At 70.7% G+C, this 18,742-nt stretch carries 14 protein-coding genes and 1 pseudogene; 6 read left to right on the top strand and 9 right to left on the bottom strand.

Annotated features, from left to right (window positions below):
* Positions 1 to 124: 124 nt before the first annotated feature.
* The 4 genes and pseudogenes from AB0I42_RS07710 to murJ all read right to left on the bottom strand — a co-directional run bounded on the left by AB0I42_RS07710 (position 125) and on the right by murJ (position 5,693).
* On the bottom strand, positions 125 to 1,129 hold the full coding sequence (locus AB0I42_RS07710) for a hypothetical protein (RefSeq protein ID WP_357535144.1): 1,005 nt from the start codon (positions 1,127 to 1,129) through the stop codon (positions 125 to 127).
* Entirely contained in the window at positions 1,126 to 1,848 is a 723-nt protein-coding gene (sigM, locus tag AB0I42_RS07705) for an RNA polymerase sigma factor SigM (protein ID WP_357535260.1), read from the bottom strand. The genes AB0I42_RS07710 and sigM overlap by 4 nt, the downstream gene beginning before the upstream one ends.
* Positions 1,849 to 1,994: 146 nt before the next feature.
* Positions 1,995 to 3,597: pseudogene (locus tag AB0I42_RS07700) on the bottom strand (protein kinase family protein).
* Between the two features lie 335 nt (positions 3,598 to 3,932).
* On the bottom strand, positions 3,933 to 5,693 hold the full coding sequence (gene murJ, locus AB0I42_RS07695; protein ID WP_357535143.1) for a murein biosynthesis integral membrane protein MurJ: 1,761 nt from the start codon (positions 5,691 to 5,693) through the stop codon (positions 3,933 to 3,935).
* A gap of 140 nt (positions 5,694 to 5,833) precedes the next feature.
* On the opposite strand from murJ, the gene AB0I42_RS07690 reads away from it, so the two are divergent.
* Positions 5,834 to 7,309, top strand: coding sequence for a CCA tRNA nucleotidyltransferase (locus AB0I42_RS07690; protein ID WP_357535141.1), 1,476 nt, complete (start codon positions 5,834 to 5,836; stop codon positions 7,307 to 7,309).
* Positions 7,310 to 7,482: 173 nt separating this feature from the next.
* Positions 7,483 to 8,574, top strand: a complete 1,092-nt coding sequence (locus AB0I42_RS07685; RefSeq protein ID WP_357535139.1) for a hypothetical protein — start codon at positions 7,483 to 7,485, stop codon at positions 8,572 to 8,574.
* A gap of 64 nt (positions 8,575 to 8,638) precedes the next feature.
* Here the strand turns inward: AB0I42_RS07685 and AB0I42_RS07680 are convergent, their stop codons facing one another.
* Together AB0I42_RS07680 and AB0I42_RS07675 are read right to left on the bottom strand one after the other, a co-directional pair.
* Entirely contained in the window at positions 8,639 to 10,156 is a 1,518-nt protein-coding gene (locus AB0I42_RS07680) for an SPFH domain-containing protein (protein ID WP_357535138.1), read from the bottom strand.
* A 32-nt stretch (positions 10,157 to 10,188) separates the two neighbouring features.
* Entirely contained in the window at positions 10,189 to 10,659 is a 471-nt protein-coding gene (locus AB0I42_RS07675; protein ID WP_357535259.1) for a hypothetical protein, read from the bottom strand.
* A gap of 170 nt (positions 10,660 to 10,829) precedes the next feature.
* Between AB0I42_RS07675 and AB0I42_RS07670 the strand changes: the two genes are divergently transcribed.
* Positions 10,830 to 11,315, top strand: coding sequence for a methylated-DNA--[protein]-cysteine S-methyltransferase (locus tag AB0I42_RS07670; protein ID WP_357535136.1), 486 nt, complete (start codon positions 10,830 to 10,832; stop codon positions 11,313 to 11,315).
* Between the two features lie 85 nt (positions 11,316 to 11,400).
* On the opposite strand, the gene AB0I42_RS07665 is transcribed toward AB0I42_RS07670, so the two are convergent.
* Entirely contained in the window at positions 11,401 to 12,480 is a 1,080-nt protein-coding gene (locus tag AB0I42_RS07665) for an inositol-3-phosphate synthase (protein WP_357535135.1), read from the bottom strand.
* A 20-nt stretch (positions 12,481 to 12,500) separates the two neighbouring features.
* The gene (locus AB0I42_RS07660; RefSeq protein ID WP_357535133.1) at positions 12,501 to 13,127 is read right to left on the bottom strand and encodes a PadR family transcriptional regulator; all 627 of its coding nucleotides are present in this window, start codon (positions 13,125 to 13,127) and stop codon (positions 12,501 to 12,503) included.
* Positions 13,128 to 13,376: 249 nt separating this feature from the next.
* On the opposite strand from AB0I42_RS07660, the gene AB0I42_RS07655 reads away from it, so the two are divergent.
* Positions 13,377 to 13,829, top strand: coding sequence for a DUF5318 domain-containing protein (locus tag AB0I42_RS07655; RefSeq protein WP_357535131.1), 453 nt, complete (start codon positions 13,377 to 13,379; stop codon positions 13,827 to 13,829).
* Positions 13,830 to 14,190: 361 nt separating this feature from the next.
* Here the strand turns inward: AB0I42_RS07655 and AB0I42_RS07650 are convergent, their stop codons facing one another.
* Complete coding sequence (locus AB0I42_RS07650; RefSeq protein ID WP_357535129.1) at positions 14,191 to 14,526, bottom strand: hypothetical protein; 336 nt, start codon at positions 14,524 to 14,526, stop codon at positions 14,191 to 14,193.
* 58 nt (positions 14,527 to 14,584) lie between these two features.
* Between AB0I42_RS07650 and AB0I42_RS07645 the strand changes: the two genes are divergently transcribed.
* Both AB0I42_RS07645 and AB0I42_RS07640 read left to right on the top strand, forming a co-directional pair.
* Complete coding sequence (locus AB0I42_RS07645) at positions 14,585 to 17,044, top strand: transglycosylase domain-containing protein (RefSeq protein WP_357535128.1); 2,460 nt, start codon at positions 14,585 to 14,587, stop codon at positions 17,042 to 17,044.
* A gap of 154 nt (positions 17,045 to 17,198) precedes the next feature.
* Complete coding sequence (locus AB0I42_RS07640) at positions 17,199 to 18,722, top strand: glycosyltransferase 87 family protein (RefSeq protein WP_357535126.1); 1,524 nt, start codon at positions 17,199 to 17,201, stop codon at positions 18,720 to 18,722.
* Positions 18,723 to 18,742 lie beyond the last annotated feature (20 nt).

Here is an 18,742-nt window from a genome sequence, read left to right as displayed (position 1 = left end):
GATGATCACCGGCCGGAGCTGCCGACGGCAACCACTGACCAGAACGCAATCGTACGAACCAGGATTCCCGGGCCGTGGTGGCGGTGGGTCAGGTCACCCCGGTCGACGGTCGGTCATCGTCAGCTCACCCTACCGAGGTGCGGTAACGGGTGTCGGCACCGGACCCGGCCTGGCCGCAGCCGGGGCCGGCGACCCACACCCATCGCTGCCCACCGCTGTCGGTGAAGAGCACCACCAGCGCCGGGGTCCCCTGGAAAGCCGCGTAGTCGACCAGGTCGACGGCGACCGGCCCCCGGCCGTGTTCCTGGCTCACCGCGTCGACGCAGGCCGACAACGCCGCCTCGCTGCTCAGCGTCTCCAGGCCGGAGGCGTCCGTCGGCGTCCCGGTCGGCGTCGGCGCCGACCCGTCCGGCTCCAGCACGGTGTCGGGAGTCGTGCTCAGCGTGCTCTGCCGGTCGGCGGCGTCGACGATCGACCGAAGCGTCGCCGGATCGTAGTTGGTGCCGCTGGCCAGCCGCCGCGTGCCCATGGCCTCGGTCGACCCGTACGGCTCGGCCGCCTCCGCGCTGGCCGTGGACCGGTCGTCACCGCCGGCCGCGGTGCTGTCCTGGCTGGACCCGGTGTCACCGACGAGCTGGGTGACGCCGAAGGCGGCGAAGGCCACGACACCCGCGGCGACCGTGGCCGGAGCCGCCCAGCGCCGCATGCGGCGTCGGCGGGCGGCAGCCCGGTCGCCGGATTCCGGTCGCCCACCGGGTACGGCGGTCAGCCGGCGGCCGGTCCGCTCGTCGGCGGCGCCGTCCGGCGGGGCGTCCGAGGTGTTCGACCCGGTCGTGGATCCGGACTCCGTGGTCTGCCGGGACGACGGAATCCGGGCCGCGTCGGCGAGGGCGGTGGTGATCCGGGCGGTCACGTCGGCCGGCATCGGTTCGCTTGCCGCACCCCAGTCCGCGAGGTCGGCCGTGACCGCTCCGGACGCGATCAGCAGAGCTTCGTGCGCGGCGGACCACCGGTCGTCGTCGGCGATCAGCCGGGCGACCGCCGCCTCCTCGGGGGTGCCGTCGAGCGCACCACCGACATAGTCGGCCAGCAGGTCGAGATCGACCTCCCTGGACTGGCCCGTGGTCACTTGCCCTCCTGCTTCGCGTCGGTCGCCGAACTGGCTGGCTCAGATGGGACGCGTGTACCCGCCCCGGGGTTCCCGCCAGTGACGGCCGGCACGCCCGTACGTCGTCCGCCGGTGTCCGGGCCGCCGGCGTCGGCGCCGGCCGGCGCCGGTTCGGGCTCGCCGCGCAGGTGGCCGAGCATGCCCGCGAGCCGGGCGCGGCCGCGGGCGCAGCGACTCTTGATGGTGCCCTCCGCGACGCCGAGCATCACCGCGACCTCGGCGACCGGGTACCCCTGTACGTCGACCAGGATCAACGCGGCCCGCTGCTCGACCGGCAACTGGTCGAGCGCCTCCCGGACGACCAGCACGGTGTCGTGGTCGGGCGCCGGCGCGGCCGGCTCGACCCCGCCGACCGTCCGACCCGGGGCGGACGGGGACGTGCCGTCCGGCAGCGGGACGGTCGGGTGGGCCTGGCGGCGGCGGATCCGGTCGAGGCAGGCGTTGACCACGATGCGGTGCAACCAGGTCGTCACGGCCGAGTCGCCACGGAAGCGGGCGGCGGCCCGGTGGGCGGAGAGCATCGCGTCCTGTACGGCGTCGGCCGCCTCCTCGCGGTCGCCGATCGTCCGCAGCGCCACCGCCCACAGCCGGTCGCGGTGGCGCTGGAAGAGCTCCCCGAACGCGTCGGGGTCGCCGTCGACGTGGGACCGCAGCAACTCCGCGTCGGCGAGTTCGGACAGCCGGTGCCGGCCGGTCGTGGCGGCGGCTGCGGCGCCGGGGGTCGGCGGCTCGGACCGCGGGCGCGGGGCGCCGTCACTGCGTCGAGCTGAACCAGCCACGGCAGAACCTTAGCCGAGTACGTCGGTGCGCCGGTCGACCGTGGCGGTCACCGTGCCTCGACCGTAATCTCCTGTACGCCGATCTTGAACTTGCCGTTGCCGGACGACGGCAGGTCGGTGATCCAGACCAGCAGGAACTGATGCTGCTGGTCCGGCTGGAACCCGCTGAACGTCATCGTGGTCCCGTCGTGCTTGGCGAAGGGCTCACCGATGCGGGTGCTGTAGGTCTCGATGATCTGGTTGTCGCCGGCCGCGCTGGAGCCGGGATCGCCGGGGCCGGCGAGCAGTTCGGCGCTCGCCCCGGGGTTCGACAGCACGACCTGCACGGAGGTGACCTCGCGGGCTTGCCGCAGGTCGATGAGGATTCCCATTCCCCGCTTGAGGCCGCCGAAGTCGCCGCGACCCTCGTAGCTCTCGGTGTCCCAACCGGTGTTCGGGTCGCCGTCGACGACCGCCGCGACGCCGCCGAGCTCGGTGCGGGTGCCGTCCGGGTCGACCACCCGGACCTGGCCGGCCTCGAGGGTGACCTTCTCGGGATTCTTGGTGGTGGGGGTGCCCTCACCGGCACCGTCTTCGCCGGTGCCGGGGGTGGCGATCGTCGCCGGGGTGTCGGTCCCGGGGTCGGGCGAATCGCCGTTGTCGGCCAGCGCGCTGATGCCGAAGAAAAGGCCAGCGGCGGCGATGGCCAGCAGGCCGGCGATCCCGGCGGTGATCTTGCGGCGGGTGGCCCGGGGCTGGTCGCCCACGCCGTCGGGGGCGGAGGTGAAGCGCAGCGGCCCGGCGACGTCGAGGTATTCCTCTTCGACGGCGGCGTCGAGCCGACCCAGTTCGGCGGCGAGCACGTCGGACGACGGCAGGGCGAGATTGCCGTCGAGCAGGTCCATGGCCAGGTCGTCGAGGTAGGCCGGAACCCCGGCGCGGACCTGACGGGGGGCGGCGATCGCACCGCTCGCGTCCCGCAGGGCGTCGGGCAACGGGGGCCGGCCGGTCGGCTGCGAGCCGTTGGCCAGCGGTGCCTCGGCGTGCGGCCAGTGGCCGGTGAGTGCGAAGTAGAGGACGCCGCCGATGGCGCGTACGTCGGTTTCCTGGCTGTCGGCGACGTCGGCACGCGCGTCGGCGAGCACGATCCGGCCGTCGTCGCCGGCCAGGACGGTGCCGGGGTGCACGTTGCCGTGCACCATGCCGGTGGCGTGCACGGCGGCGACCGCGCCCGCGATGGCGTGCGCGATGCTGGTGGCGCGAGCCGGGTCGAGCGGCCCGTCGGCGACCATCTCCCGCAGCGAGTCGCCGTCGACCCACTCGCGTACGACGTAGGCGCGTCCCCCCTCGTCGATCGCGTCGTAGACGCCGACCAGGTTGGGGTGGATCACCCGGCTGGCCGCGACCGCGGCCTGGAGCATCTCCATCGCCGGGTCGCCGCCCGGGTAGCGCAGCACGACGGCCACCGGTCGGCGGAGGATCACGTCGACCCCGCGCCATACCTGGCGACCGGCCGCGTCGTTGTTGATGTGCTCCGCCAGCTCGTACCGCTCGGCCAGGATTTCACCGAGGCTGGGAGCACCGGGGGTCGTCATGGCCGGCGCGACTTCGTCCGCCTCCTGGCCCTCGCCGACCTGGGTCACCCGATCCTCCCTCGGTGCTGATGTCAATTGATCAACGTGCGACTGGGCTCTGTGGGCTCCGCCGAGCGCGGAACCGGCCGGGGTGTGTCACCCCTAGCGTAGGCGGTACCCGCATCCGCCGAGAGTGACCTTACCTGTGTTCCGCTTGTCCCTGGCATGTCATCTCGCGGCGGTCACCGCCCCCGAGCGTATGCCCTGGTCGGACAAAGCATGGTTTGTAGCGTCCCGTCATCTTTCAGATGGAATGCTACAGGGAAATGAATAGTGTGTTTTGTCGGCCTTGGTCGAGGCGTCCGTCCGCCGGCTTCCCCGATCCCCGTCCGATACACCCCACCCGCCGGATTTCGTGTTGGCCGTGGTTTCTCAGCGGCCCAGCTTCCGGCGCACCATACCGACCACCTCGGTGATCTCGCGGATGCGCAGCGCCATCGCGAGTCCGAAGTAGGTCACCCCGATTGCCGTGCCACCCAGGACGATCTGGAGGATCGCGGCCAGCCGGTCCGGCCGGTCGTCACCCGGCAGAAGCTTGATCACCACGATCCCGGCCAGGGCCGAGCCGAGTGCCGCGACCAGCACCTTCGCCCACGTCGCGGCGATGGTCCCGAGACCGATGCGACCCACCCGTCCGCGCAACAGCCAGGCCGAGATCACCGCCGCCGCGATGTAGGACACCGCGTTGCCGACCATCAGACCGGACGCCGTGAACGACGCCGAGAAGGCCAGGAACAGGCCGACCTGTACGGCGATCCGCAGCGCGACCACCGGAATGTTGACCAGGGCCGGGGTCTTCGTGTCGGGCAGCGCGTAGAAGCCGAAGGTGAAGAGCTGGCTGATCGCGAACGGGATCAGCGCCAGGCCGGCGACGAGCAGCACCGGCGCGGTCGCGGCGGCGGCGTTCTCGTCGAACGCGCCGTAGCGGAAGAGGGTGAACGAGATCGGGGTCGCCAGCACCGCGTAGCAGACCGCGACCGGGGCGAGGATCGCGGTCGTGGTCCGGGTGCCCCGGGACAGGTCGGCGGCGAGGTCGGAGTACCGCTCGTCGGCCGCGGCGGCGCTCATCCGGGGCATCAGGGCGGTGATGATCGACACGGCGATGATGCCGTGCGCCATCATCAGCAGCAGGAACACGTTGTTGTAGATCAGCGCGCCGGCCTCGCCCTGGTCGCCGGCCCGGTTGACCAGGTTGAACACGACCACCAGGCCGATCTGGCTGACCGCGACGTAGCAGAACGTCCAGGCACCGAGCCGGGCCAGTTCGCGCAGGCCGAGCCCGCCGAAGTCGAACCGCCACCGCCATCTGAAGCCGACCTTGCGCAGCGCCGGCAGCAGGCCGGCCGCCTGGATCGCGACCCCGAGCAGGGTGCCACCGCCGAGCAGGAGGATCCGGCCGGGGCTCATCTCGCCCGCGCCCACCTCGGTCGCTCCGTAGACCACCACGTAGACGCCGACGGTCGCGATCACGACCAGGTTGTTGAGGATGGGTGCCCACATCGGGGCGGCGAAGTGGCCCCTGGTGTTCAGCACCGCGCTGAGCATCGCCGACAGTCCGGAGAAGAAGATCATCGGCAGCATCAGCCAGGACAGCCGGGTGACCAGCCACCGGAACTCCGGGGTCGTGCCGTCGCTGGCGTAGAGCATGGCCAGCGGCTGGGCGAGGGCCAGGGCCAGGACCGTCGCCGCGCCGAGCGCCAGCACCGCGAGGCTGAGCAGCCGCTGGGTGTAGGCCTGGCCGGAGTCCTGGTCGCCCTTGCGGCGGCGGACCAGGACCGGCACGAGGACGCTGGTCAGGATGCCGCCGAGCAGGAACTCGTAGACCATGCCGGGCAGGATCTGCGCGGTGGTGTAGGCGTTGCCGACCGCGCCGGCGCCCAGCGCGACCGCCAACAGCAGCGTGCGCAGGAAGCCCGTACCCCGGCTGACCAGGCTGCCGGCGGCCATGACGGCGCTGTTGCCGGCCGCGCCGCCGCCGGCCGGCTCGGGCGGTGGCTCGGTCGCCTCCACCACCGGCTGGGCCTGGGTCGCCGGGCGCCACGGTTCCGCGGCCGAGATCGGGGTCGCGCCGTCGGCCGGCGGACGCCCGCCGTCGGGCGCGGCACTCGCGCTTCGGTACAGGCCGCCGGCCATGTGTCAGCCTCCCAGGGGATCGGCGGGTGAACGCCCCGCCGGCACAGGTCTGACCTTAGTCAATGGGAGCCTGCCGGAACCGGCACCTCCGGCCGCCCGGGAACCGTCGGGTCACCGGAGCCCGCTACGCTGGCGATCCCATGCCCGACACATCCTCACCCGGCGCGAACGGTTCGCCGAGCGCCGCCGAGCGCCGCGAGCTGACCGCCGCTCAGCGCAACGCCGTCACCGAGCTGCTGCGGGTCTCCCCCGTCGCCGACGAGCTGGGCCGCCGGTTCGCCAGAGCCGGCCACGAACTGCACCTGGTCGGTGGTTCGGTACGCGACGCGCTGCTCGGCCGCCTCGGCGACGACCTCGACTTCTGCACCGACGCGCACCCCGAGGAAACGCTTCGCCTGATCAAGGGATGGGCGGAGGCGACCTGGGAGACCGGACGGGAGTTCGGCACCATCGGGGCCGCCCGGGGCGGGCTGCGGCTGGAGATCACCACGTTCCGGGCCGAGGCGTACGACGGCGTGACCCGCAACCCGGTGGTCCGCTACGGCAAGAGCCTGTTCGACGACCTGCGCCGGCGGGACTTCACCATCAACGCGATGGCGGTCAGCCTGCCCGACCACCGGTTCACCGACCCGCACCGTGGCCTCGACGACCTCGCCGCGCGGGTGATCCGGACGCCCGGCACCCCCCAGGAGTCGTTCGGCGACGACCCGCTGCGGATGCTGCGTGCCGCCCGGTTCGCCGCCCAGCTGCGGTTCGCCGTCGAACCCGGCGTACGGGCGGCGATGGCGGCCCTCGCCACCGACCTCGACCGGATCACCGCCGAGCGGATCCGGGACGAGTTCGTGAAGCTGATGTCCGGAGCCGACCCGATCACCGGTCTGCGCCTGCTGGTCGACACCGGGCTCGCCGACCGGTTCCTGCCTGAACTGTCCGGGCTCAAGCTCGAGATCGACGAGCACGCCCAGCACAAGGACGTCTACGAGCACACCCTGACCGTGGTGAGCAACGCGATCGCGCTGGAGGGCGGTGAGCCGGACTTCGTGCTGCGGATGGCCGCCCTGATGCACGACGTCGGCAAGCCCGCCACCAAGGCGGTCGGTTTCGACGGCCGGGTCAGCTTCCACCACCACGAGGTGGTCGGGGCCCGGATGACCAAGCAGCGGATGAAGGCGCTCCGCTTCCCCAAGGACGTCACCTCCGCTGTCGTCGACCTGGTCGGGCTGCACCTGCGCTTCTACGGCTACGGCCGTGGCGAGTGGACCGACTCGGCCGTACGCCGCTACGTCACCGACGCCGGCGACCTCCTTCCCCGCCTGCACAAGCTGACGAGGTCGGACTGCACCACCCGCAACCGGCGCAAGGCGGCGGCCCTCGCCGCCGACTACGACGCGCTCGAGGCGCGGATCACCCGGATCCAGGCCGAGGAGGACCTGGCCCGGGTCCGGCCCGACCTCGACGGAAACGCCATCATGGAACTGCTCGGCGTGCCCGCCGGCCCGATCGTCGGCCGCGCCTGGCGCCACCTCAAAGAGGTACGGCTGGAGCGCGGACCACTCGACCGCGACGAGGCCGAGGCCGAGCTGCTGCGCTGGGCGCGCGCCGAGGGAATCGGCTAGCCCCCGATCTTGGTCGGGTAGTCGACAGCGCCCGTCGGCGCGGTCTGCCCCGAGTCGCCCGAATCGGCAGTTACGGGCATGGCGTGGCTCGGATACCGTCGCAGAACGGCAGCGGTGCACCTGGCGCACACGGGCCACAGTGGGCATCTGACGACGTACTCCGGGAGGCGACCATGCAGCCGTGTGCTGTCTGCGGCGGCGTGACCATCAACGCGGCGGGTAACTGCACGCAGTGCGGCACCTACCGGGGCAGCCTCGATCCGCTGCCGCCCTCCCCCTACTCGCAGCAGCCGCCGGACTATCAGCAGCCGTACGGGCAGCAGGGCTACGGACAGCAGCCCGGTTCCGGTTACGGACAGCAGCCCGACTACGGTCAGCCCGCCGGCGGCGCGTACGGCCAGCCCGACTACGGCCAGCCGGGGAGTGGTGGCCCGAGCTATCCGCCCTCGTCCGGCCCGGGCTACCCGCCGGTGTCCGGTGCCGGCTATCCCCCGGTGTCGGGCGGCGGATACCCGCAGCAGTCCGGGCCCCCCGGCTACCCGACCAGTTCCCCGCCCGGCGGTTACCCGGGCAGCGGCGGCCCGGCCTACCCGCAGCCGACCAGCGGCGGCGGATACGCGGTCAGCTATCCGTCGATCTCCCAGCAGCAGCCGCCGCCGAGCAAGAACAAGTTCCTGGTACCGGCCATCGCGCTCGGTTCGACGCTGGCCGTACTCGTCGTGGCGATCCTGGTCATCGTCGGGATGCGCGGCAACGACGAGGACGACCCCAACGTCCTGGCCAACTCCCCCGACCCATCGCCCTCTGTGCAGCAGTCCGAGTCGTCGGCGCCGGCGGTGCCCGGCATCGACCAGTGCGTGGTCGGCGAGTGGGTGGTCAACTCGCACCGGGAAGAGGTGCCGATCGACGGTGTCGGCAACGTGACCTTCAACGGCCGGAGCCCGTGGGCGCGGCTCTCGCTCACCGCCGACGGCAAGGGCGTCACGGAGTACGGCAACGGCACCGAATACCGGGGTTCCGTGCAGGGCCAGACGGTGACCATCAAGTTCACGGGTCGGATCACCTTCGACTACCGGGCCGAGAACGGCACGCTCTCGTTGTCGAACGTCAAGCCCGACGGCACGACGACGGCCACCGTGGGCGGCGGGCAGCCCGTCAGCGAACCGCTCGGCGGCGGCGACGACCCGTCGAAGTACACGTGCAGCGGCGACCAGCTCGTGCAGAGCTCCTACAACATGGAGATCAAGTACTCGCGCGTCCGCTGACCCGGCTCCCCGTACGCGAGAGCGCCGCCCCCGAACCGGGGGCGGCGCTCTTTGTCGTCGGTGGTCAGTTCTTCGGGGCGCTGTCCAGGACCCGGCCGTCGCCGTCCGCGGTCCCGGTGCCGTTCGAGCCGAGCTTCGCCAGCAGGCCGGCGAGGTCGATGCCGGTCAGGTCGGTGCCGAGCTGGAGGCCCTGGGCGACGTTGTTCGCGACCGACTTGGTCAGCGACGAGGCGCCGTCGGTGGAGATGACGGTCATCTTGTCGATCGAACCCATCGGGGCGCTCGCCGCCTCGACCACCTGCGGCAGCATCTTGACCAGCAGGTCGAGGACGGCCGCCTCGCCGTAGGCGGCGAACGCCTCGGCCTTGCGGGCCATCGCGTCGGCCTCGGCCTGGCCCTTCGCCAGGATCGCGGCGGCCTCGGCCTGGCCCTCCCGCTCGATGGCCTCGGCGATCGCGGTACGGCGGCGCTGCTCCGCCTCACCCTCCTTGGCACCCTCGATCGCGTTGGCCTCGGCGAGCGCCGCCCGCCGGGCCCGCTCGCCCTCACCGGTGAGCCGGGCCTGCTCGGCCTGCGCCTGCGCGGCGGCGATGGTCGCCTGCCGCTGCGCGTCGGCGCCGAGCACGGCGGCGTTACGGGCCGCCTCGGCCTCCTGCTCCACCTTGTACCGCTCCGCGTCGGCGGGCTTGCGGACCTCGGTGTCGAGCTGGCGTTCCTTCAGCTCGGCGTTGCGCTCGGCGACCTTCTGCTGTTCGGAGAGGATCGCCTGGTCGCGTTCGGCCTGGGCGAGCGGGCCGGACGCCGCCGACTTCGCCTTGGCCGCGTCGATCTCGGCCTGGATCGAGGCCTGCTTCAGGTCCAGGTTCCGGTTGGCCTCGGCGATGGCCTCCTCGGCCAGCAGCCGCTCCTGCTCGGCGGCCTGCCGGGCGCGGGCCTCGGCGATGGCCGCGTCCTTGAGCACCCGGGCGGCCTCCGGGCGGCCCAGGTCCTGGAGGTAGGTGCCCTCGGCGAAGATGTCCTGGAGCTGGAAGGTGTCGAGCACCAGCCCCTGGTTGGTCATCGAGTGCTCGGCCTCCTCGGCCACCGCGCTGGCGAACGCCGCCCGGTCCCGGATGATCTCCTCGATGGTGAGCCGGCCGACGATGGAGCGCAGCGCACCGGCCAGTACCTCGCGGGTGAACTCCTCGATCTCGTTCTGCTGGTGCAGGAACCGCTGGGCGGCGGCCCGGATCGCGCCCTCGTTGCCGCCGACCTTGACGATCGCGACGCCCTGCAGCTTGGCCCGGATGCCCTGCTTGCTGACCGCGCCCTGGATCTCGACGTGGATCCGCCGGCTGGACAGGTCGAGGGACTGCAGCTTCTGTACGACCGGAAGCACGAACACCGAGGCGCCCATGACGACCTTCTGGCCGGAGTTGTCGGTCGAGCGGGATCCGTCGGCGCCCTGCGTCGTACGGCCCTTGCGGCCGGTCACGATGAAGGCCTCGTTCGGCCCGGCCACCTTGATCCGGGAGAGCACGAAGAGCACCAGGATGAAGATCAGCAGCACGCCGCCGCCGATCGCGATGAGCAGTGGGGTCATCGGACCGTCCTCATATATAGGGAATCTCGGACTTATTGGATTACTTGGGTCTCCTCGACGAAGACACTCGTGTCGGTCGGCGCCTCGACCACGAAGACGGAGGCACCCAGTGGGATCGCGGCCGTGGCCCGGGCACTGAACTTGACCTGCTGGCCACCGAGCTGGACCCGCACCTCGCCGTATCCGCCGGCCGGGATCGGGGTGACCACGATCCCGAGCGATCCGACCAGATCGTCCCGGGTCGGGGTGGCGTCGGTACGCATGTCACGAGCCGCCCGGGCCAGGCGCACCGCCAGCCACGCGGTGGGCACGGCCGCGACGAGCCCGGCACCGGCCGCACCGGCGATCAGCCCCGGGGTGTCGCCACCGAGGAGTTCATTGGCGATCGCGGCACCGAATCCGAACGCGCCGACGAATCCGGCGATCATCTCCAGCGACACCGGTCCATCGACGTCGGGATGGCCGAAGTGGAGCAGTTCACCGCCGAGCAGGCCCGCCGCCATCAGCGCGACGCCGATTCCACCGATGACCAGGAAGACGATCGTCGCGGTGTCCACGCCTGCAGGGTAGCGATCACCTGCAACGATCCCGCAGTGCCGTACCTCGGTCACGGTGCGTCGCCGCCCGCTCGCGCCCGTTCGGGGACGTCCGGCCGGTGCGGGACAATGGGTCCATGCGTTGGGCCGTACTCGACTCGCCGATCGGCGACCTGTCCGTCGGCGTCGACGACGTCGGGATCTGCGGGGTGCACTTCGGCCCGGTCGAGGGGGCGGCCGACCCGGCGCGGGTCGACGCCGACCCACTGGCCCACGCCCTGGCGGAGCTTCGCGACTACTTCGCCGGCGAGCTGACCACCTTCACCGGGGTGCTGTCGGTACGGCGGGGCAGCGACTTCGAGCGCGCGGTCTGGGCGGAACTGTCGCTGATCCCGTACGGCGAGATGCGGACGTACGGCGAGATCGCCCGCGCGGTGGGCGATCCGGGCGCGGCCCGGGCGGTCGGGACCGCCTGCAACCGCAACCCGATCCCGGTCATCGTGCCCTGCCACCGGGTCGTCGGCGCGGGCGGGAAGCTCGTCGGCTTCGGCGGCGGGCTGCCGCGCAAACGTCACCTCCTGGAACTGGAGGCGGGCGTAGCCCTGCGCCGGGCCTGGTCCTGAACGGTCCCACCGTCGGCGACGCGGGGCCGACGACGGCGCGGGGCCGGGTCCCGTACGGACCCGGCCCCGGACGCGTTCCGGTCGCTCAGTTGGCGATCTTGCCGGCGATGAAGTCCTCGACGGCCTGGTGGGCCTCGTGGTCGGCGTACTGCACCGGCGGCGACTTCATGAAGTAGCTCGACGCGGACATGATCGGACCGGCGATCTTGCGGTCCAGCGCGATCTTCGCGGCCCGGACCGCGTCGATGATGACGCCGGCCGAGTTGGGCGAGTCCCACACCTCGAGCTTCAGCTCCGCGTTGAGCGGGGTGTCACCGAACGAGCGACCCTCCAGGCGGATGTACGCCCACTTGCGGTCGTCGAGCCACGGCACGTGGTCCGACGGGCCGATGTGCACGTCGCTCTTGGCCATCTCGTGCGGCACCTGGGACGTCACCGACTGGGTCTTCGAGATCTTCTTTGAGACCAGGCGGTTGCGCTCCAGCATGTTCATGAAGTCCATGTTGCCGCCGAAGTTGAGCTGGTAGGTGCGCAGCAGCTCGACCCCGCGGTCCTCGAACAGCTTGGCCAGCGCCCGGTGCACGATGGTCGCGCCGACCTGGCTCTTGATGTCGTCACCGACGATCGGCAGGCCGGCGTCGACGAACTTCTGCGCCCACTCCGGGTCGGAGGCGATGAAGACCGGCAGGGCGTTGACGAACGCGCAACCCGCGTCGATCGCCGCCTGCGCGTAGAACTTGTCGGCCTGCTCCGAACCCACCGGCAGGTAGGACACCACGACGTCGACCTGCGCGTCGCGCAGCGCCTGGGCCACGTCGACCTCGGTCTGGTCGGACTCCTGCACGATCTCGCGGTAGTACTGGCCCAGGCCGTCGAGGGTCGGGCCACGCTGCACGAGTACGCCGGTCGGCGGCACGTCGCACAGCTTGATGGTGTTGTTCTCGCTGGCGACGATCGCCTCCGCGAGGTCCATGCCCACCTTCTTGGCGTCAACGTCGAACGCCGCGACGAACTGCACGTCGGATACGTGGTAGTCGCCGAAGGTGACGTGCATGAGACCCGGGACGCGGTCGTTCGGGTCGGCGTTGCGGTAGTACTCCACACCCTGGACCAGGGATGAAGCACAGTTCCCGACACCGACGATGGCGACGCGGACGGAGCCCATCGCGTTTGCCTCCTTCTTAATCACGGCCGCTCCGGCTCTTTCCTGGACTGCCCAGGCGGAGGCGGGCTTGTCTCTTCTCGTGGCCCACCCGTTCGGGGGGCCCGGCCGGAGCGCTCGTTGGCGATGAGCTCCTCCAGCCACCGAACCTCACGCTCACAGGCCTCCAGGCCGTGGCGTTGCAGTTCGAGGGTGTAGGCGTCGAGTCGCTCGGCGGCACGGCTCAGGACGTCGCGCAGACCTTCGCGGCGCTCCTCGACCTTGCGCCGGCGACCCTCCAGGATCCGCAGCCGAGTGGCCTGGTCGGTGCGGGCGAAGAATGCGAAGTGCACACCGAAGCCGGTGTCCTCGTACGTCTCGGGTCCGGCCTGCGCGAGCAGTTCGGCAAAACGTTCCTTGCCCTCTGCGGTGATCCGGTAGACGACGCGGCCACGCCGCGAGGTCAGGGGAGGTACCTCCTCGGTGGCGGTCGGCGTGTCGCCCGTCTCGCTGATCCACCCGGCCGCCTGTAGCCGACGCAGGGTCGGATAGAGCGAGCCGTAGCTGATCGCCGCCCGGATCGCTCCCAGCTTGGCGGTGAGTTCCTTCCGTAGCTCGTAGCCGTGCATGGGAGATTCCTGCAAAAGGCCGAGGATGGCGAGTTCGAGCACGGCCCTGCCTTCCTCATCCACGCCGGTGGCGCTCGACCCACTCCCGGGGTGGGACGCACCGATGTATCGGCCCGATACATCGCAACGTTAGTCGCCGAATGGGATGCGGGCAAACCCCCGATTTTGCGCACCGGATGTTACGTACAGTGATTGACGATGTGATGCGGTAGGGGTGCGAAGGTCCTGTCGACGCCGTATATGACCGGCGAGTGGTCGCCTCGCTCGGCCGGACCGCGTACCCTTCTGCCCATGCGTACCCAGCGGCAGGCGGTCGACTACTCGCTTCGGCGGCGGTCGCTGCTGCGCGAGGTGTTTTCCGGCCGGGTGGGCACTTACGAGGTGTGTGACGCTTCGCCGTACCTCAAGAACGCCGCGCGGTTCCACGGTGAACCAACCGAGGACCGCTGCCCGATCTGCCGCAAGGAAAACCTCACGCTGGTGCACTACATCTATGGCGACGAGCTCAAGCAGTCGGCCGGCCAGGCCCGGAACCGGGCCGAGCTGTCCCTGCTGGCGATGACGCTGCGTGAGTTTCAGGTCTACGTGGTGGAAGTCTGCCGGGCCTGCGACTGGAACCACCTCGTCGAGCAGTTCCTGCTCGGCCGGGACGGTCTGCTCGACTCCGAGCAGGCCACGGCCGAGCCAATGGCGGCATCGGGCGGCGGTGTCACACCGGAACGAAGGCATGGGGCCGGCCGGTGACCACTGTCCCCCTGGCCCCGACGGCGCTCGACCGAAAACGTAACGCCCGGCAGATCGTCAACCGGATAAGTCCGGTTATTGCAGATAAAGCTGCATATGGCCGCCGCAGTTCGGCGCCGCAGCGTGTCCCAACTCACGGCAAACCGGTGGTGTCGCAGCCGCGAACCACCGCGACCGGCAGGGTGTGAGGAATGAACTCGTACGGCGACCCCAGTTCCGCGCGTGGAAGAGCCCGGATCTCCGGCTCCGACGGCGACTCCGGATCCGAGGCCGAGAACCCGTACCGGCGTTCTGGCCAGGACGCATTCGACTCGCCGGCACAGCCGGCAGGCGGCTTCGAGGTGCCGCGGGCCGCGGCGGGCTACAGCGAGCCCGGCCCTCCCCGCGCCGCGGCCACCGGCCGCGCCTCCAGCGGGCGGGCCTCGGTGGGCAGCGCCTCGGTTGGCAGTGCGTCGGTCGGTAGCGCGTCGGTCGGTAGTGCCTCGGTCGGTAGTGCCTCGGTTGGCGGCGCGTCGGCCCGCAGCTCGGCCAGCGGCAGCGCTTCGGTCGGTAGCGCCTCGGTTGGCAGTGCGTCGGTTGGTAGTGCGTCGGTGAACGGTCCGGGTAACGGGACCGGGAGCGCGCCGGCCGGTCGGGCGCAGGTCGGACGCGCGGTCGTACCCGGCCCCGGCGGTGACCGGCCCGGTGGGCGGGCCACCGTCGGCGCCGCCCCGGTCGCCGGTCGGGCGACCGTCGGACGGGCCTCCGTCCGTCCGGTGACACCCGCGGCGGCCGGACCGGGCGGTTCCGGCCCGGGCGGCCCGCGCGGTCCGAAGGGACCGGGTGGTTTCGGCCCGGACGGACCCGACGACTCCGGATCCGGTGGACGCCGGAACCGGCGCAGCGGCCCGCCGAGCAAGAAGGCCAAGCGGCGTAAGCGGATCAACCTGCTGATCGCCTCGTTCGCCGTAATGATCATGTTGGCCGGGGCGGGTGTCGTCGGCCTGGCCTGGTTCTCCACCACCGTCAAGTCGCCGACCGACTTCGGTGAGCCGGAGACCACCACGATCATGTACGCCGACGGCAGCCAGCTGGCGAAACTCGGTGAGCAGAACCGCACCATCGTTCCGGCCGACAAGATCTCGCCGGTCGTCGGAAACGCCGTGATGGCGGCCGAGGACAAGAACTTCCTCGACCACACCGGCATCGACATGAAGGGCATCGCCCGCGCCGCGTGGAACAACTTCACCGGTGGTGCGACCCAGGGTGCCTCGACGATCACCCAGCAGTACGCCCGGCACGTGGCCGAACTGACGGACATCAGCTACAGCCGTAAGCTCCGCGAGGCGCTGCTCGCCTCGAAGCTCGAACAGGAACTCGACAAGCAGCAGATCCTCGGCTACTACCTCAACGCGATCTACTTCGGCCGGGGCAGCTACGGCATCGAGGCCGCCGCCCAGACCTACTTCGGGAAGTCGGTCCTGATCCCGCCCGGCGAGAAGGGGGCGCTCACCCCCTCGGAGGCGGCCGTCCTCGCATCGGTGATCAAGCAGCCGGAGCCGGACCGGGTCACCGGCCACATGGGTTACGACCCGCAGGTCAACCGGCCGGCCACCGAGGAGCGCTGGAACTACACGCTCAACAACATGCTGGACAAGAAGTGGATCACCGCTGAGGAGCGGGCAGCCGCCGTCTTCCCCGAGGAGACCCTCAAGAAGTACGACCCGAAGAAGTCTTGCGCCACCGACTGTGGCGTCAACACCCCGTCCGGAAACGTGATCAACTACGTCCGCGACGAGCTCGAGGCGATGGGTATCACGGACTGGCGCAAGGGTCGCTACCGGATCAAGACCACCATCGACCCCAGGGTGCAGAAGGCGGCGCAGGAGGCGTCCCGTCGGGCGTCCAAGGCGTCGCCGATGTCGAAGCTGCCCGAGAACTACATGGCCGCCCTGGTCGCGGTGGATCCGAACAACGGTCGGGTGCTCGCCTACTACGGCGGTGAGAGCGGCACGGACTACGACTACGCGGGCGCCAACGACGGTGGCACCACCGGTGGTCACGCCCCCGGCTCGACCTTCAAGGTCTATACGTTGGCGGCGGCTCTCAAGGCCAACATCTCCATGGACACGCACTGGGACTCGACGAAGATCAAGGACGGCGACTTCGAGATCTCCAACGCCGGCCGTACGCACTCCTGTGCCAAGTGGTGTTCGCTGGAGGAAATGACGATCCAGTCGTACAACGCGCCGTTCTACTGGATCGCCAAGGAACTCGGACCGGACAAGATCGTGGAGGCGGCCCGCGACGCCGGCATCCGCACCATGTGGAACAACGACGCCAAGGCGATCAACCTGCAGGAGAGCAAGCCCGCGGACGTCGCGCCGTCGCAGTTCGACAAGCAGATCGGCTACGGCCAGTACGGCATCACCGTGCTCGACCACGCCAACGGGGTGGCGACCCTGGCCAACCGGGGCACCTACCACAAGGCCCACTTCATCGAACTGGTCGAGGAACGCAACTCGGCCGGCGAGTGGGTCCAGGTCGGCGGCGAGCAGTTGAAGCCCAAGGAGGTCTTCCAGCCCGAGCAGATGGACTCGCTCAACGCCGTACTGCAGAAGATCCCGGGCAACATCGGCAAGGGGCTCAAGGGCGGCCGGCCGGCGACCGGCAAGACCGGCACCTGGGAACTCCGGCAGAACACGAGGGACAACGGCGACGCCTGGATGGTCGGCGCCACGCCGCAGATCGCCTCCGCGGTGTGGGTCGGCACCAAGGGCAAGCGTGAGGCGGTGAAGGAGGCGAACGGTAACCCGATGGGTGGTGCCGGCACTCCGGCGGCAATCTGGGACAAGTTCATGGAGGACGCGCACGCCGCGCTCAAGCTCAAGAACGAATCGTTCAAGGAGAAGAAGAGCACCGGCGACCCGAACCACCCAGCGGCCAACGGTGTGTCGCCGCCGCCCGTCGTGCCAACGACCCCCGAATGCACCGACCCGCTGCGGATCACCTGCCCGACCCCGGGCGGTGACAACCCGGGCGGTGGTAACCCCGGTGGCGGCAACCCCGGCGGTGGTGGCAACCCCGGTGGCGGCGGTAACCCCGGTGGCGGCGGCAACCCCGGCGGTGGTGGTAACCCCGGTGGCGGCGGCAACCCGGGCGGTGGTGGCGGCGGTGACGACAACCCGTTCGACGGGCTGATCAGGCCGACCCCGACGCCGACCAGGTGGCGGTAACGACAGTCCGCGGTGGACGACGCGCCGGCGGCCGGGCCTCTGCCCGGCCGCCGGCGCCGTTTTCGGGGAACTTTCCCCGGGACAGGCGGGACGAACAGGCCCCCGGTGGGGCAGGATTCCCAGTCATGAGCGAGCGAATCAATCGGCCGGCGTCATGACCGTGCAGTCGGAGTCGCGTACCGACGAACCGGACGACGGGGCGGAGAAGATCGATCATCCGTCCAGGTCGGACGGCTTCGTCAAGGGGCTGTCCCAGGCGATCGGCGGTCCGCTCGGCGAGCACGCCGTCCGCCAGGACGCGCCGGGTGGCCGGTGGTCCGGCGGGTTCTGGACCGCGAGCCGGATCGTGCTCGCCCTGGTCTGCCTGACGCTGGCGCTGCACTGGGTGCAGAAGTCGCCCTGCCAGGACGGTGCCTGGCAGAACAACGTCCAGTACACCCGGTTCTGCTACACCGACGTGCTCGCGCTCTACTACGCCGAGGGCCTCAACGAGGGCAAGGTTCCCTACCGGGACCACCCGGTCGAATACCCGGTGGTCACCGGCTACTTCATGGGGATCCTCGGGCTGCCGGTGCACGAACTCGGCAGCGACCGTCCCGAGATCAACCAGGCGATGTGGTTCTACAACCTCAACGCCCTGGTGCTCTGCGTCCTCGCCGTCGCCACCGTCGCGGTGATCCTGTCGTTGCGTCGCCGCAGACCCTGGGACGCGGCGTTGTTCGCCCTGTCCCCCGCGCTGCTGGTCACCGCGACCGTCAACTGGGACTTCCTGGTCATCGGGTTCGCCGCCTTCGGCCTTTACGCCTGGGCGAAACAGCGACCCCTGGCCGCCGGAATCCTGCTCGGCGTCGCGGCGGCGGCGAAGATGTGGCCGCTGTTCGTCCTCGGCCCGCTACTCGTGCTCGCGTTGCGTACCGGCCGGTTCAGACAGGTGCTCGTCACCGCCGGATCGACCCTGGTGACGATCGTGTTGCTCAACCTGCCGGTGGCGCTTTCCTACCGGGAGAGCTGGAACCGGTTCTTCGAGCTGAACACCGAGCGCCCGATCGACTGGGGCACGCTGTGGTACATCGGGCGTTACCTCGACGGGAAGTGGAACAGCGGGTCACCCGGCGACCAGGGACCCTTCCAGTGGCTGAGCGACAACATCCCGACGCTCAACAACGTGTCGTACGCCCTGTTCTTCCTGGCGTGCCTGGGGATCGGGGCGCTCGGGCTGCTCGCGCCCCGGCGGCCCCGGCTGGCCGCGCTGGCCTTCCTGGTCGTCGCCGCCTTCCTGATCACCAGCAAGGTCTGGTCGCAGCAGTTCAACCTGTGGCTGCTTCCGCTGATCGTGCTCGCCCGGCCGAAGTGGGGCGCGTTCCTCGCCTGGCAGCTCGCGGAGGTCGGCTACTTCGTCGCCTTCTACGGCGAACTGCTCGGCGCCGGGGGCAAGCAGGTCTTTCCGGAGGGCGTGTTCGTCCTCGCCGCGTCCCTGCGCCTGATCACCGTCGTCGTCCTGTGCGTACTCGTGATCCGCGAGATCCTCAAGCCCGAGGACGACCGGGTCCGGCGGACGTACGACGACGATCCCGACGGCGGGGTGTTCGACGGCGCACCCGACGCCGAGTGGCTACGTCGCCGACGAGGTGATCCGGCCCCGCTGCCCGTACCGGCGTCGGGGGCCGGCACCCCGTAGCGCGTTCCACCCGTGGCGGT

This window comes from Polymorphospora sp. NPDC050346, assembly GCF_040655695.1.
Taxonomy (GTDB): domain Bacteria; phylum Actinomycetota; class Actinomycetes; order Mycobacteriales; family Micromonosporaceae; genus Polymorphospora; species Polymorphospora lycopeni.
This window is presented reverse-complemented; position numbering and strand designations above follow the sequence as displayed.